Source organism: Pantoea sp. S18, assembly GCF_045689705.1.
In the GTDB taxonomy this organism is placed as follows: domain Bacteria; phylum Pseudomonadota; class Gammaproteobacteria; order Enterobacterales; family Enterobacteriaceae; genus Pantoea; species Pantoea symbiotica.
In genome coordinates this window covers 2,935,942-2,951,613 of record NZ_CP142688.1, presented here as the reverse complement: position 1 = coordinate 2,951,613, position 15,672 = coordinate 2,935,942, and the positions used below count along the sequence as shown (strand labels likewise).

Here is a 15,672-nt window from a genome sequence, read left to right as displayed (position 1 = left end):
TATGCCAGCAATATCTCAAGGGCCGGTTATCCGGCCCTTGTTGTTTTTGACAATCCACCTCCTGCTTGCCTAAACTCTCACTCCATCCGAAATAAAATTATCACTTCACACTAACGTGAACCAAATATCCCGTTTCTGTTTTGGCAGCAAGCGCGTGTCTGGTTATTACAAGGAGTTCGAACCATCATGACCACGACTGCTGACGCGCAGACGCAATCCGTTATGCCGCTGGCCTGCACCTCATTTGCGGTATTCCTCACTTATCTGACCGCTGGCCTCGCGCTGCCGGTGATCCCGCTGTATGTCCATCATGAACTCGGCATGAGCAATTTGATGGTTGGCGTGGCGGTGGGGATTCAGTTCTTTGCCACGTTGTTAACGCGCAGCTTTGCCGGACGTCGTGCCGACCAGCACGGTGCAAAACTCACCACCCAGCACGGCATGCTGGCCATCGCGCTGGTAGGCGTTGCCTATCTGGCGGCGGCGTTGTTACCGGTTTCTCCGTGGACGAAGTTTGGTTTGCTGGCGATAGGGCGCTTGATGCTGGGATTCGGCGAAAGCCTGCTGCTGACCGGCAATCTGACATGGGGCATGGGATTGGTGGGTAGCAAACGTTCCGGATTAGTGATGTCGTGGAATGGCATGGCGATTTACGGATCGCTGGCGGCTGGCGCACCGCTCGGTTTGCTGATTAATCAGTACGGCGGCTTTGCTGCGTTGGGCGCTGTCGCGCTGGTTCTGCCGTTGTTGGCGCTGGGGATCAACAGCTGGATTGGTAAAGTGCCGGTCGCCGGTGGCGAGCGGCCATCGCTGTTCAGCGTAGTGAAGATTATCTTTCAGCCGGGATTGGCGCTGGCGCTGCAGGGCACCGGCTTTGCGGTAATCGGCACCTTTACGTCACTCTATTTTGCTGCAGAAAATTGGGGCAATGCCGGTTTCGCGCTGACCGCTTTTGGCTGTGCGTTTGTGCTGGTGCGCGTGTTCTTTGGCGGCTTGCCGGATCGACACGGCGGCGTAAAAGTGGCGATGGTCTCTTTGCTGGTGGAAACCGCCGGTCTGCTGCTGCTGGCGTTCGCCAGTTCCGGCTGGATGGCGCTGATTGGCGCGGCCCTGACTGGCTGCGGCTGCTCGCTGATCTTTCCGGCGCTGGGCGTCGAAGTGATCAAGCGCGTATCGCCACAGATTCGCGGCACCGCGCTCGGCGGTTTCTCGGCGTTTCAGGATATCGCCTACGGTGCCAGCGGCCCGTTGACCGGCTTGCTGGCGACGGCGCTGGGTTACGGATCGGTCTATATCGCGGGTGCCTGTTGTGCGGCGCTGGGCATTCTGGTCACCTGGACGTTTGCGCGGAGTGCGACAACAGCGTAACCAGCTTATCGCAGGCGCTGACAATCTCACCGGGCGTCAGCGCTGCAAAGCCCAGCAGCCAGCCCGCTTGCTGCACTTCACCGGCATAAAGCGGTGACAGGCGCGGCAGCAGCAATCCGTGTTCTTTTGCCTGTGCGGTTAAGCGCGCTTCATCACCTTGCAACAGCTGCACCGTCAACTGTAAGCCGCCGGCCGCCGGCAGCGGTTTGAGCCACGGTTGTAGGCGCGTTTCAATTTGCGCCAGCAAGCAGTCACGTCGGCTGCGATAGAGTTGGCGCATCAGGCGCAAATGGCTGGCGAAATGGCCTTGCTGCAGAAACTCCGCGCATATCGCCTGCGGTAGCAACGCGCTGTGACCATCCATCACGCTACGTGCGCGGCCTAACGGCTCCACCAATTGTGGTGGCACCACCATCCACGCCAGCCGCAGCGACGGGTACAGCGTTTTGGAAAAGGTACCAAGGCAAATCACCCGACCATCCGCTGCTAACCCTTGCAGCGCCGGAGCGGGGCGATCCTCGTAGTGAAATTCGCTGTCGTAATCGTCTTCAATCAGCCAGCTATCCTGCTGTTGCGCCCACGCCAGCCACTGCAAGCGCCGCGCCAGGCTCATGGCTGTGCCGGTGGGATAATGATGCGCTGGCGTCAGATAGACCAGTTTCGCGCTGCCGCTCAGCGGCACTGCACCTTCCGCATCCAGCGGCATCGCGCGACAGCGCGCTCCGGCGGCAAGAAACGCATTGCGCGCGCCGGGATAACCCGGCTCTTCCAGCCACACTTCGTCACCCGCATCGAGGAACATCAGCGCCAGCAACTGCAGCGCCTGCTGCGAGCTGGTGAGGATCACCACTTGTTCCGCCGTGCAGCGCACGCCGCGCGACAGCGCCAGATAATCTGCCACCGCTTGCCGCAGCGATGGTAATCCAAGCGGATCGCCGTAACCCATCACTTTGCTGCCCAGCGAGCGCTGAACCTGATTGCTGATACGACGCCACTGCGCGTGCGGGAAAGCGCGTAATTCGGGTGAACCGGCGGCAAAGGCGTGAGGAAAGGGCGGATCCTGACAGCCGCCGGTTGCCAAAACCTGCTGGCCGCGCTGGGAAAAGTGCGGTGATCGCTCAATGCGAGGTTTCTGGGTAGGCGACGCCATGCGAATCGAAACAAAAGTTCCTCGCCCAGCGTGACGCTGCAGATAACCTTCGCTCTCTAACTGTGCGTAAGCCGCCTCCACCGTGACGCGCGACAGCGATAAATCGCTGGCTAACTGGCGGCTGGATGGCAACTTCTGCTCATGCCGCAGATGCCCGTTGGCGATGGCCTGACGCAAGGTATTGCACAGCCGCTCACGTAAACCGCCCTGAGTTTGATGGCTAAACAGCGCGAGAAATGATGTGGTCACAATGGTCTTATCGCTATGCTGGAAGTGGTATCAATATGCAGACCACTTTGCCGTAAACTGAGGGAAAATCACAACAGGAGAATGCGATGTCAGCGGTCTTAAAAATTGCTCCAGCCAGCGCCAGTGAAAGCGTGGCGTATCTGCAACATAAACTGGCGTACTACACCGATGCGTGGGATTTAGCGGAGGATCTGGCGCAGGGCATCACGGAAATCGTGGTGATTGATGCGCGTTCTGACGAGGTGTATCAGGCTGGCCATATTTGCGGTGCACTTTCGTTTCCGCATCGCACCATGAATGCGGAATCCACTGCGCATCTTGATCGCAGCAAAGTTTACATTACTTATTGCGACGGCATCGGTTGTAACGGCTCAACCAAAGCCGCGCTCAAGCTGGCATCGTTGGGTTTTCAGGTTAAGGAGTTAATTGGCGGGCTGGATTTCTGGAAGCGCGATGGCCATCCAATGGCGTGGGGCGCGGCAGCGGGTGAATGGCCGCACGCCACGCCCGCTGCCAACTGCGGCTGCTAGATAAACAGCCACAGCAGGAAGATGAACAAGAAGATACCGGCAATCAGCGTGAGTGCCGGGCGCTGGGCCAGCGGCTGCGGCAGCATCTGGATAAACGGCGACCAGATTGGCTGCGGACGAATTTGGCTATCGGCCAGCGGCTGCTCATGCAGTTTCTCGGCGCGGCGGCTAAACAGCAGATTCAGCAGATCCTGCGTCTGCGCTGGCGTCAGCACGGTGGTCGGCAGCGCCTGGAAACGTTGCTGGCTGTAATCTTCCAGCAGTCGCTGCTCATCATGGGTTAACGGCTGGCGCAGCGAAGTTTCCAGCATCTGCAAGGTTGGCGCACTGTGCTGAGCCAGCGTCTGACGCACCTGCAAATATTGCGTCAGTAGCGGGAAGTGGCGTGATGGAATCGGATCGCCACTTTTCAGATGCACCAGCTTCAGCGTATCGGCCAGCAGTTTCACCGGCGATTCTCCGGTTTTCGCTGCAAGACGCGTAACCTGCTGATTCAGTGATTGCTGTTCTGCCGGCAGCAAGCTGCGATCGGACACGCGCGTTTGCTGCGGCTGCGGGATCGCCATCTGGCCGTTTTGCAACATGGTCAGCACCTGACGCAGCTGATCCTGCGACAACGCGCTCAATACCGTTTGATTAAACTGCTGACGAATAAATTCGCTTACCGCCTGGCGATTATTGCCCTGCGGCAATTTCTCCAGCAGCTGTTGCAGCAGCTGGCGCGTAGCAAGGCTGTTTTGCACTTGCGTTAAGCGACCATTGAGATGCTGTTCCGCCGCCGGGAAGTGGCGCGATTGCAGCTCCGCTTCACTCTTCACCCCAACTTCATGCCGCACGCCAGCCCAGAGTTCCGGCGCTTTCAGCGTACTCAAAGACATGATGCGCACAATCAGACGTTCCAGCGTGGTGCGCTGGGCAGGAGAAAGTGGCTGTTCACCGGCTGGACCGCCAGGACGCGTCGGGCCAGTGGCCTGAGATAAAGGGGAACGATCGCCCGCGGGCACACCGGGACCGCTGAGAGGTTGCATGGCGGAATCCTTGAAAACGGGTCAGATCCGGGTGCGCCGGAAAAAAGAGGCCACATGATAGCAAAAGCCCCCAGGAAATCCACGGGGGCTGCGGCCTTTCCGGATAATAAAATCAGGCAGCGGGATCGGCAAGGGTCGCGCTACGTGGCTTACGCAGCGGGGTTTTCAGACGTTGCGCCAGAATAACGCCAACTAACGTCATGCCGCCGCCAATCCAGTGATAGCCATGCAGCTGCTCATGCAGGAACATCACGGCAATAATGGCCGTAAACGCCGGTACGAAATTCATAAAAATGCTGGTGGTGCTGGCACCCAGACGCTGCACGCCAAGGATCCACAGGAACGGTGCGATGATCGACGCAAACAGTCCGGCATAAAGCACCAGCGGCAGATTGTGCATATTGAGCGTGACATCCGGCGCATGCAGGAAGCCAGGCAGCAATAGCAGCACGCCAAAGAAAATCTGCACATATAGGCTTTGCCAGGTTGGCAGCGGAATCGCCCAGCGTTTGGTCAGCACGCCGTACAGGGCGTAGGAAGTGGACGCTGCCAGCATCATCAATTCGCCATTGCCGAGCCGTTGATTCAGCAACTGCGCCGGATTGCCTTCGCTCACCAGCCACACCAAACCGGCGAACGACAGCAAGCCGCCAATCAAAATGCCGCGCGTCGGCGCAAGGCGCAGCACAACCAGGCTAAGCAGAATGGTCAGCAGCGGAATGGTCGCGCCGAGAATCCCCATCATCACCGCAGAAACGCTGTGCGCTGCGTAATAAGCGAGGCTTTGATACAGCACCATGCCGAGCAGGCCGAGGATCAGCAATCGCCAGCCGTTGGCTTTGATGGTGTGACGATGGCGCCACACGCCCGGCAGGCAAAAGGGTGCCAGCACCACCAGCGCCAGCAGCCAGCGATAGAAGGAGATCGCCGCAGGATCGATACTTCCCGCCGAGAGTTTGCTGACGATAGTGTTGATCGACCAGATCAGCACCGCGATCAGCGGAAACAGTAAATTCATGATACAGCTCCTCAGATAATCGCGAATAGTTTACGTTTGACCGGTTTAAAGTAGATAGTTAAAATCGGACAATATTTGTTAGTGACCGGACAGAATGAATCTACAAGTCGAATACCAGCCGCCGATTGATGCGCCCTTGCTGCGCTTCTTTATGCGTTACGACGAGGTCAACGCCAAAACCGAATACCTCACGCATGCGCATGATTGGGGTCAGGTGATTTTCGTCACCAGCCACGTACTGGAGATGGAAGTGGAGGGCGAACGTCTGCTGACGCCCGCCGATATTCCGATCTGGATCCCGGCCGGTCATCGTCACAGCAGCTACAACCACAACGATGCGCGTTTTCGCACCTTTAATCTTGCCGCCGATCTCTGCGCGGGCCTGCCGGGTAAAGCCTGCTTATTGCATGTCGATGCCATTGGGCACGCCATCATGAATGATTTTGCCCGCCGTGAACTGGAGCAGCCGCAAACGCAAGCCGACTGGCGCATGTGTGAAGTGTTGATTGATCGCCTGCGTCTGGCGCCGGTGCACAACAGCTATTTACCGATGTCAGATGACAAATTCCTCGCTCCGATTCTGCGCGCGCTTGAAGCGCATCCCGGCGATAACACCACGCTGGCACAATGGGCGAAGCGCGTGTTCACCACCGAGCGTACGCTAGCGCGACGCTGTCAGCAGCAGTTAAACATGTCGTTCAGCGAGTGGCGGCAGCGTTTACGCTTTCTGCACGCTATCGCGCTGCTGGAGCAGGGCTGCAGCGTGCAGGGCATCGCCCATGAGCTGGGCTACAGCTCGGCGTCGGCGCTGATTGTGATGTTCCAGCAACAGGCCGGTACCACGCCCGATCGCTATCGCAGTCGGTTAGGTTAATCCCCGGCTTTATGGCAACATATGCGCCTTAAAATTCTCAGCAGACAGGACCGCCGCAGTGAAAATTCTCGTCGATGAAAATATGCCTTATGCCCGTGAACTGTTCAGCCGCACCGGCGATGTTGTGGCGGTGCCGGGACGTCCGTTGCCGGAAGCCGAGTTGCAAGATGCCGATGGCCTGATGGTGCGTTCCGTCACCAAAGTGAATGCGGCGCTGCTGGACGGTACGCCGGTGAAGTTTGTCGGCACCGCGACGGCGGGCACCGATCATATTGATGAGGCATCGCTGGCGGCGGCAGGCGTCAGCTTCTCTGCGGCGCCAGGCTGTAATGCCATTGCGGTGGTGGAGTATGTGTTCTCCTCGCTACTGCTACTGGCGGAGCGCGATGGTTTTGAACTGCGCGATCGCACGGTGGGCATTGTTGGCGTGGGTAATGTCGGCAGCCGCCTGCAGAAGCGTCTGCAAGCCTGGGGCGTGAAAACGCTGCTGTGCGATCCGCCGCGCGCCGATCGTGGCGATCAGGAAACCTTCCATTCGCTGGATGATCTGGTGGCGCAGGCCGACATCCTGACTTTCCATACGCCGCTGTTTAAAGATGGCCCGTATAAAAGCTGGCATCTGGCCGATGCGGCGTTGCTGATGGCGCTTAAACCCAACACCATTCTGATCAATGCCTGTCGCGGCCCGGTGGTGGATAACGCGGCGCTGCTGGAAGTGCTGAAGATGCGCCACGATCTCAGCGTGGTGCTGGATGTGTGGGAGCCGGAGCCGGATCTGTCGCTCGAGCTGCTGGATAAAGTCGATATCGCCACCGCGCATATCGCCGGCTACACGCTGGAAGGTAAAGCGCGCGGCACCACGCAAGTGTTTGAAGCCTGGTGCGACTTTATCGGCCAGCCGCAGCAGGTGGCGCTGGAAAGCCTGCTGCCGGCACCGGAATTTGGTTCTATCACCCTGCGCGGCAAGCTCGATCAGCCAACGCTAAAACGCTTAGTGCATCTGGTGTATGATGTGCGCCGCGACGATGCGCCACTGCGTAAAGTGGCGGCAAAGCCAGGCGAGTTTGATCGCCTGCGCAAGCAATATGAAGAGCGTCGTGAATGGTCATCGCTGCAGGTGCATTGCGATAATGCGGAGACGGCGGCGATGCTCAATCAACTTGGCTTCCGCGCCAGTTTGTAAAGAAATTTCAATCACCTGCAATATTGCGGGGGATAATTCCTAAATCTCGGGCGATGTTTTCATCGCCTTCTGTTTTTGTGTCAATCTCTGGAGTAACCAACATGTCTGACGGCTGGAATATCGCGCTTTTGGGCGCAACAGGCGCAGTAGGGAACGCTGTACTGGAACTGCTGGCTGAACGCCAGTTCCCGGTTGGTGAGTTGTATCTACTGGCAAGTGAAAACGGTGCCGGTGAGAACAAACGTTTTGAGGGACGTACCGTGCTGGTGCAGGACGTGGCCGAATTTGACTGGACACAAGTGCAGCTGGCGTTCTTCACTGCAGGTCGTGAAGCCTCGGCGCGCTATGCCGAAGAAGCCGCCAGCCAGGGTTGTCTGGTGATCGATAGCAGCGACCTGTTCGCGCTCGAACCGGACGTGCCGCTGGTGGTGCCAGATGTGAATCCACAAGTGCTGGCGGATTACCGCAATCGCAACATCATTACCGTTGCCGACAGCCTGGTGAGCCAGCTGCTGTGCGCAATTAAACCGCTGGTGGATCTCGCTGGTCTGAGCCGTTTGCAGGTTACCAACCTGATTGCGGCTTCCAGTCACGGCAAAGCGGCGGTTGATGGCCTGGCCGGTGAAAGTGCGCGTTTGCTGAACGGCGTACCTGCGGAGCAGCACTACTTTGGCCGCCAGCTGGCGTTCAACATTTTGCCGCTGCTGGCTGACAGCAATGGCAGCGTCGAGAGTGAGCGCCGCGTGGTTGAGCAGGTGCGTAAAGTGCTACAAGACGAAGGTTTGCCGATTGCGGTAAGCAGCGTGCAGGCGCCAGTGTTCTACGGCAACGCGCAGATCGTGCACGTGGAGAATCTGCGCCCGCTTTCTGCAGAAGAAGCGCGCGATGAGCTGGGCCGCTCCGGTGATATCAACCTGAGCGAAGAGAGCGATTACCCAACGCAGGTGGGCGATGCATCTGGCAGCGACGTGCTGAGCATTGGCTGCGTGCGCAATGATTACGGCATCCCAGAGCTGCTGCAGTTCTGGTCTGTGGCAGACAACATCCGTTTCGGCGGTGCACTGATGGCGGTAAAAACTGCTGAAAAACTGGTGCAGGAGTATTTCTATTAATGTTGCCTGAAGGTAAGACGCTTAAGCTGGCGTTGGGTATTGAATACGATGGCAGCCGTTATTACGGCTGGCAGCGGCAAAATGAAGTGCGCAGCGTGCAGGAAAAGCTGGAAAAGGCGCTGTCGAAAGTGGCCGATCATCCGGTGGTGGTGTTCTGCGCTGGCCGCACCGATGCTGGCGTGCACGGCACCGGACAAGTGGTGCATTTCGAAACCACTTCGCCGCGTGCTGACGCGGCCTGGACGTTGGGCGTGAACGCCAATCTGCCCGATGACATCGCGGTGCGTTGGGTGAAAGCGGTGCCGGAGGAGTTCCATGCGCGTTTTAGCGCGACGGCACGCCGCTATCGCTACGTGATTTACAACCATCGGCTGCGTCCGGCGATTCTGGGCAATGGCATTACCCATTATTACCATCCGCTGGATGCAGAGAAGATGCAGCGCGCCGGGCAGGCGCTGATTGGCGAGAATGACTTCACCTCATTCCGCGCGGTGCAGTGCCAGTCACGCACGCCGTGGCGCAACGTGATGCATCTCAACGTTACGCGTCATGGGCCGTATGTGGTGGTGGATATCAAAGCCAATGCTTTTGTGCATCACATGGTGCGTAACATTGTCGGCAGCCTGATGGAAATCGGCACCGGTAATCAGCCGGAAGAGTGGATGGCGACGCTGCTGGCGGCCAAAGATCGTAAGCTGGCGGCGGCGACCGCCAAAGCCGAGGGGCTTTATCTGGTGGCGGTGGATTATCCATCCCACTTTGCATTACCTCAGCCTGCGTTGGGACCCTTGTTCCTCGCGGATTAACCATTACTTTAATATGTATACCCTAAATAATTCGAGCTGCGGCAAGGCGGCAAGTGAGTGAATCCTCGGGAGCTTACATCAGTAAGTGACCGAGGTGAGCGCACGCAGCCAACGCAGCTGCAGCTTGAAGTATGACGGGTATCGGGGAGTCGTTGTTATATGGAGTTTATCCACTTTCTGGTCGATTTTATTCTGCATATTGATGTGCATTTGGCCGAGCTGGTGGCGCAGTACGGCATCTGGATTTACGCCATTCTGTTCCTGATTCTGTTCTGTGAAACTGGTTTAGTGGTCACGCCGTTCCTGCCCGGCGATTCCCTGCTGTTTGTTGCCGGTGCGCTGGCGGCACTGCCGGGTAACGATCTCAACGTGCATCTGATGGTGACGCTGTTGGTGATCGCCGCCATCCTCGGTGATGCGGTGAACTACACTATTGGGCGTCTGTTCGGTGAGAAGCTGTTCAGTAACCCGAACTCGAAAATTTTCCGTCGCAGTTACCTGGATAAAACCCACGCGTTCTACGATCGCCACGGTGGCAAAACCATTATACTTGCGCGCTTTGTACCAATCGTGCGAACCTTTGCCCCCTTTGTGGCAGGGATGGGACACATGTCTTATCGCCACTTCGCGCTCTACAATGTTACGGGTGCACTGCTGTGGGTGCTGCTGTTCTCTTACGCCGGTTACCTGTTTGGCGACCTGCCGATTGTGCAGGAGAACCTGAAGCTGCTGATCGTCGGCATCATCGTGGTTTCTATACTGCCAGGCGTAATTGAAGTGTGGCGTCATCGCCGCCAGCAGAAGTCACAGTAAGCTCGTTACCAGATTTTTATCCACAGCGTGAACGGGTTGTGGTTTAATGAGCGACATTTACGGCCTGCTGAAGGTGATTTCAGCAGCAATGAGAAGACTGGACCAGGTCAGCATTAAATAGAAAGGTCATCAATGAGCTGGATTGAACGCATACTGAATAAAAGCACTGCCACGCCAACGCGCAAAGCCAGCATCCCGGAAGGGGTGTGGACCAAGTGCGATAGCTGTGGACAGGTGCTGTACCGCGCCGAGCTGGAGCGTAACCTCGAGGTCTGCCCGAAGTGCGACCATCACATGCGCATGCACGCCCGTGAGCGTCTGCATAGCATGCTGGATGAAGGTTCGCTGGTTGAGCTGGGTAGCGAGCTGGAACCGAAGGATCTGCTGAAGTTCCGCGACTCGAAGAAGTATAAAGACCGTTTGGTCGCTGCACAGAAAGATACCGGCGAGAAAGATGCGCTGGTGGCGATGAAAGGCACGCTGCACGGCATGCCGATTGTTGCTGTGGCCTTTGAGTTCTCCTTTATGGGCGGCTCAATGGGTTCTGTGGTTGGCGCACGCTTTGTGCGTGGCGTTGAGCAGGCGTTGGAAGACAACTGCCCACTGATCTGCTTCTCCGCGTCAGGCGGTGCACGTATGCAGGAAGCGCTGCAGTCGCTGATGCAGATGGCGAAAACCAGTGCTGCACTGGCGAAAATGCAGGAGCGCGGCTTGCCGTACATCTCCGTGCTGACCGACCCAACCATGGGCGGCGTTTCAGCCAGCTTCGCGATGTTGGGCGATCTCAACGTGGCGGAACCGAAAGCGCTGATCGGCTTTGCCGGTCCACGCGTTATCGAGCAGACCGTGCGTGAAAAACTGCCGCCGGGCTTCCAGCGCAGTGAGTTCCTGATTGAGAAAGGCGCGATCGACATGATCATCCGTCGTCCGGAAATGCGCTTTAAGCTGGCAAGCCTGCTGGCGAAAATGATGAACCTGCCAGCGCCGCAGCTGGATGGTGATCAGCCTAATGTGGCTGAGCCGGAGAGCAACGAAGCCTGACAGGCAACGGAAAGGCACTTAACGTCCTTTCCTCCAATGCACCGTCTACATTGAATACTTAAGGTTGCATCCGACATGGCCCGCGACCTTAAGTTATTTAATGTATTGATTTTTAACGGGACACATGGATAATCTTCTCCTTCCTCAAGCCACGTCGCCTTTGGCCACGTGGCTTCATTATCTTGAGCATCTGCACTCGCAGGCCATTGAACTGGGTCTGGATCGTATTCAACGCGTCGCAGCACGCCTCGACCTGCTCAAACCCGCTCCTTTTGTCTTCACCGTCGCCGGTACTAACGGCAAAGGCACCACCTGTCGCACGCTGGAAACGCTGTTGATGGCTGCGGGCTATCGCGTGGGCGTTTACAGCTCGCCACATCTGGTGCGTTACACCGAACGCGTGCGTGTGCAGGGCGCTGAACTGGATGAAGCGCAACACAGCGCCAGTTTTGCCGCGATTGAAGCCGGACGTGGTGACATTTCACTGACCTACTTTGAGTTCGGCACTTTGTCGGCCTTCAATCTGTTCCGCGCGGCGAATCTCGACGTGGTGATCCTTGAAGTCGGCCTGGGCGGACGTCTTGATGCCACCAATATTGTCGATGCCGATGTGGCGGTGATCACCAGCATCGCTCTGGATCACACCGATTGGCTCGGTCCGGACCGTGAAAGTATCGGCCGGGAAAAAGCTGGCGTGTTCCGCGCAGGTAAACCGGCAATTGTCGGTGAAGCCGATATGCCGGGCACCATCGCGGATGTTGCGGCAGAGAAGGGCGCGGTGTTGCTGCAGCGCAATCGCGACTGGCAGTGGCAGCAAACCGGCGCCAGCTGGATGTTGCAGGATGCGCACGGCGAGCTGCGCGATTTACCGCTGCCGCAGGTGCCGTTACCCAATGCCGCCACCGCGCTGACCGCGCTGCGTGCGTCGGGTTTAACGGTGAGCGAAGCGATTATTCGTCAGCATCTGCCGCTCGCGATTCTGCCGGGGCGTTTCCAGACCGTCAGCGAAGCGCCGCGCGTCATTCTCGATGTGGCGCACAATCCGCATGCCGCTTATTATCTGGCTTCACGCTTGGCTGAAGAGTCGCACAGCGGTGAAGTGCATGCGGTGGTCGGTATGTTGCACGATAAAGATATCGCGGGGACTTTGGCGGCGCTGGCGCCTCAGGTTGACCGCTGGTACTGCGCGCCGCTCGACGGCCCGCGCGGTGCCTCCGCCGATGAGCTCCTCGCTCATCTGGATGGCGGCGTGGCTTACAGCAACGTTGATGCAGCCTGGCAAGCGGCGCGTCAGCAGGCGCGTCCCGAAGATGTGATTCTGGTGTGTGGCTCTTTCCACACCGTAGCGCAGGTTATGGAATCGATGGCAGCGGAGAACGGCAGTGGCAAGTAAGTTCCAAAATCGCTTAGTCGGTACGGTCATTCTGGTGGCGATTGGTGTCATCGTATTGCCCGGCCTGCTGGACGGTAAGAAGAAGCACTATAAAGAAGAGTTCGCCGCCATTCCGCTGGTGCCAAAACCGGACGATCAGCAGGATAGCGAAATGGTGCCGCCGGTAACGCAACCTTTACCGGCGCAGCCGCCGGAAGGGGCGGGCGCGGCACAAAATCAGAACGGCGGCAAAACCGCCACCAACGGCAGCGAGCAGCCAACGCAGAATAGCGAGCCAAGCGTGGTGACGCCGCCGCCGGTGCATCAGCAAGTGCAGCCGAAACCGGTTGAACAGCCGAAGCCAAAACCGGTCGAGCAGCCGAAACCGAAGCCGGTTGAACAGCCGAAGCCAAAACCGGTTGAGCAACCGAAGCCGAAGCCTGTTGAGCAGCCGAAGCCGGTGGAACAGCCAAAACCGGTGGAAACGCCGAAGCAGAGTGAACCTGCAGCGCCAGCCGGTCAGGCGTTTGTGGTACAACTCGGTGCGCTGAAGAACGCGGCGAAAGTGAGTGAGATTGTGGCGCAACTGCGGCTTTCCGGTTATCGCGCCTTCACCGTGCCGTCGACGCCGGTGCAGGGACAAATCACCCGTATTTATGTCGGTCCGGACGCGAATAAAGCGAAGCTGCAAGGTTCGCTGAGTGAGCTGCAAAGCATTTCCGGCCTCGGTGGTGTGGTGAAACCCTATAGCGCCAGATAAAGCGCTGATAAGCCGCGCCGATAACAGTAAAAGGCGCGGCTTTACAAAAGTTTCGTAGCGAAGCGCGGCGATAAAATCATTGAATATCAGGGAATTAAATCCCTGATAATACACAGGGCGAGGAAAGTTTTTTTCATCGCCCTTTTTGCGGAAACAGAACCGGAAAACCCTACGCAAACGTTTTCTTTTTCTGTTAGAATGCGCCCCGAACTGGATGCAGGGGTGCGATAGCACTGGGCTGGAAGAGTTCATGATCTGGATTGATTACGTCATTATTGCGGTAGTTGGTTTTTCGGCTCTGGTCAGCCTGATTCGTGGGTTTGTCCGGGAAGCCTTATCTCTCGTTACCTGGGGATGCGCGTTTTTTGTCGCCAGTCATTATTACGCCTACCTTGCAGTCTGGTTTACCGGTTTTAGCGACGAACTGGTGCGCAACGGCATCGCCATCGCGGTGTTATTCGTTGCTACCCTGATTGTGGGTGCCATCGTCAACTATGTCATCGGCTCGCTGGTTGAAAAAACTGGCTTGTCGGGAACCGACAGGGTGTTGGGTGTCTGTTTCGGGGCGTTGCGTGGCGTGCTGATCGTGTCTGCTATGCTGTTCTTCCTCGATACATTCACCGGCTTTTCGAAAAGTCCGGACTGGCAACAGTCGCAACTTATCCCCGAATTCAGTTACATCATCAGGTGGTTTTTCGATTACCTGAAAAGTACGTCGAGTTTTTTACCCCGGTGACACCATCGGGCGTGCGGCTAATGAGGAAAAGACAATATGTGCGGTATTGTTGGTATCACCGGTTTTATGCCAGTAAACCAGTCAATCTATGACGCGTTAACGGTGCTTCAGCACCGCGGGCAGGATGCCGCCGGCATTTGTACCATCGATGCTATTAACTGCTTCCGTTTGCGTAAGGCTAACGGCCTGGTCAGCGATGTGTTCGAAGCGCGCCACATGCAGCGTTTGCAGGGCAACATCGGCATTGGCCATGTGCGCTACCCAACAGCAGGCAGCTCCAGCGCCTCTGAAGCGCAGCCTTTCTACGTGAACTCCCCTTACGGCATCACGTTGGCGCATAACGGCAACCTGACCAACGCCCATGAATTGCGTAAACAGCTGTTCGAAACGGGTCGCCGTCACGTCAATACCACCTCAGATTCCGAAATCCTGCTGAATATCTTTGCGCAGGAGCTGGACCGTTTTCAGCACTATCCGCTGGAAGCTGACAACATTTTTGCTGCGGTGGCGGCGGTGCATCAGCAGGTGCGCGGCGCTTACGCAGTGGTTTCAATGATTATCGGACACGGCATGGTCGCCTTCCGCGATCCAAACGGTATTCGTCCGCTGGTGCTGGGCAAGCGCGTTATCGCCGACGGCCGCACCGAATACATGGTGGCGTCAGAAAGCGTGGCGCTGGATACGCTGGGCTTCGAGTTCATTCGTGATGTAGCACCTGGCGAAGCGGTGTACATCACCGAGCAGGGCCAGCTTTCGACGCGTCAGTGCGCCGAGAACCCGAAAACCAATCCATGCTTGTTCGAGTACGTCTATTTTGCCCGCCCGGATTCGTTCCTCGACAAAATCTCGGTGTACAGCGCGCGCGTGCGCATGGGCACCAAGCTGGGCAACAAAATTGCCCGCGAGTGGGAAGATCTGGATATCGATGTGGTGATTCCAATTCCGGAAACCTCCACCGATATCGCGCTGGAAATCGCACGCATCCTCGACAAGCCGTATCGTCAGGGCTTCGTGAAAAACCGCTACGTTGGCCGCACCTTTATCATGCCAGGACAGCAGCAGCGTCGCAGCGCGGTTCGCCGTAAGCTGAACGCCAACCGTGCTGAGTTCCGTGATAAGAACGTGTTGCTGGTGGATGACTCCATCGTACGCGGCACCACGTCTGAGCAAATCATTGAGATGGCACGTGAAGCGGGCGCGAAAAAAGTGTATCTCGCCTCGGCGGCACCGGAAATTCGTTTCCCGAACGTGTACGGCATCGACATGCCAAGTGCGACGGAACTGATTGCGCACGGCCGCGAAGTGGATGAGATTTGCCAGCTGATCAAAGCCGATGCGCTGATTTTCCAGGATCTCAACGATCTGATCGAAGCGGTTCGTGAAGAGAATCCGGATATCGCCAACTTCGAGTGCTCGGTATTTAACGGCATCTACGTCACCAAAGACGTCGATCAACAGTACCTTGAGTATCTGCAGTCGCTGCGTAATGACGATTCCAAAGCCATTGCGCGTCAGACTGAAGTGGAAGGGCTGGAGCTGCATAACGAAGGCTAAGCCGGAGGTTGTGGCAGAGTAAAAGCAGGGCGGGCGCAATCCCGCCCTGTTTGTTTTTGTATTTTTGTTCAGCGAGCC

At 57.3% G+C, this 15,672-nt stretch carries 15 protein-coding genes; 12 read left to right on the top strand and 3 right to left on the bottom strand.

What is annotated here, in order from left to right; translation table 11 throughout:
• The first annotated feature begins 186 nt into the window (after positions 1-186).
• Positions 187-1,368: an MFS transporter gene (locus VIJ98_RS13570; protein WP_323274459.1), complete on the top strand. Its 1,182-nt coding sequence runs from the start codon at positions 187-189 to the stop codon at positions 1,366-1,368.
• Here the strand turns inward: VIJ98_RS13570 and VIJ98_RS13565 are convergent.
• On the bottom strand, positions 1,331-2,767 hold the full coding sequence (locus VIJ98_RS13565) for a PLP-dependent aminotransferase family protein (protein WP_323274457.1): 1,437 nt from the start codon (positions 2,765-2,767) through the stop codon (positions 1,331-1,333). The genes VIJ98_RS13570 and VIJ98_RS13565 overlap by 38 nt on opposite strands.
• Before the next feature lie 86 nt (positions 2,768-2,853).
• On the opposite strand from VIJ98_RS13565, the gene VIJ98_RS13560 reads away from it, so the two are divergent.
• Entirely contained in the window at positions 2,854-3,297 is a 444-nt protein-coding gene (locus VIJ98_RS13560) for a rhodanese-like domain-containing protein (protein ID WP_258143680.1), read from the top strand.
• On the opposite strand, the gene flk is transcribed toward VIJ98_RS13560, so the two are convergent.
• Positions 3,294-4,325, bottom strand: a complete 1,032-nt coding sequence (gene flk, locus VIJ98_RS13555) for a flagella biosynthesis regulator Flk (RefSeq protein ID WP_008101238.1) — start codon at positions 4,323-4,325, stop codon at positions 3,294-3,296. The genes VIJ98_RS13560 and flk overlap by 4 nt on opposite strands.
• Positions 4,326-4,437: 112 nt before the next feature.
• Positions 4,438-5,343, bottom strand: coding sequence for a DMT family transporter (locus VIJ98_RS13550; RefSeq protein WP_179450006.1), 906 nt, complete (start codon positions 5,341-5,343; stop codon positions 4,438-4,440).
• Positions 5,344-5,437: 94 nt separating this feature from the next.
• On the opposite strand from VIJ98_RS13550, the gene VIJ98_RS13545 reads away from it, so the two are divergent.
• The 10 genes from VIJ98_RS13545 (at position 5,438) to purF (ending at position 15,594) form a co-directional block, all read left to right on the top strand.
• A complete protein-coding gene (locus tag VIJ98_RS13545) occupies positions 5,438-6,217 on the top strand; it encodes a helix-turn-helix transcriptional regulator (protein WP_323274454.1) in 780 nt (259 codons plus the stop codon).
• 58 nt (positions 6,218-6,275) lie between these two features.
• Complete coding sequence (gene pdxB, locus VIJ98_RS13540) at positions 6,276-7,400, top strand: 4-phosphoerythronate dehydrogenase PdxB (RefSeq protein ID WP_323274452.1); 1,125 nt, start codon at positions 6,276-6,278, stop codon at positions 7,398-7,400.
• A gap of 101 nt (positions 7,401-7,501) precedes the next feature.
• Complete coding sequence (locus VIJ98_RS13535; protein ID WP_008101230.1) at positions 7,502-8,512, top strand: aspartate-semialdehyde dehydrogenase; 1,011 nt, start codon at positions 7,502-7,504, stop codon at positions 8,510-8,512.
• Complete coding sequence (gene truA / locus VIJ98_RS13530; RefSeq protein WP_091003723.1) at positions 8,512-9,318, top strand: tRNA pseudouridine(38-40) synthase TruA; 807 nt, start codon at positions 8,512-8,514, stop codon at positions 9,316-9,318. Before VIJ98_RS13535 ends, truA begins: the two co-directional genes overlap by 1 nt.
• A 159-nt stretch (positions 9,319-9,477) precedes the next feature.
• A complete protein-coding gene (locus VIJ98_RS13525; protein ID WP_008105206.1) occupies positions 9,478-10,131 on the top strand; it encodes a DedA family protein in 654 nt (217 codons plus the stop codon).
• Between the two features lie 132 nt (positions 10,132-10,263).
• Positions 10,264-11,172: an acetyl-CoA carboxylase, carboxyltransferase subunit beta gene (gene accD, locus VIJ98_RS13520; RefSeq protein WP_008105205.1), complete on the top strand. Its 909-nt coding sequence runs from the start codon at positions 10,264-10,266 to the stop codon at positions 11,170-11,172.
• A gap of 124 nt (positions 11,173-11,296) precedes the next feature.
• On the top strand, positions 11,297-12,565 hold the full coding sequence (gene folC, locus VIJ98_RS13515) for a bifunctional tetrahydrofolate synthase/dihydrofolate synthase (protein WP_154155818.1): 1,269 nt from the start codon (positions 11,297-11,299) through the stop codon (positions 12,563-12,565).
• Positions 12,555-13,304, top strand: a complete 750-nt coding sequence (dedD, locus tag VIJ98_RS13510; RefSeq protein WP_008105201.1) for a cell division protein DedD — start codon at positions 12,555-12,557, stop codon at positions 13,302-13,304. Before folC ends, dedD begins: the two co-directional genes overlap by 11 nt.
• Positions 13,305-13,554: 250 nt before the next feature.
• Entirely contained in the window at positions 13,555-14,040 is a 486-nt protein-coding gene (gene cvpA, locus VIJ98_RS13505; protein ID WP_008105200.1) for a colicin V production protein, read from the top strand.
• A gap of 36 nt (positions 14,041-14,076) precedes the next feature.
• Entirely contained in the window at positions 14,077-15,594 is a 1,518-nt protein-coding gene (gene purF, locus VIJ98_RS13500; protein ID WP_008105199.1) for an amidophosphoribosyltransferase, read from the top strand.
• Positions 15,595-15,672: the final 78 nt, after the last annotated feature.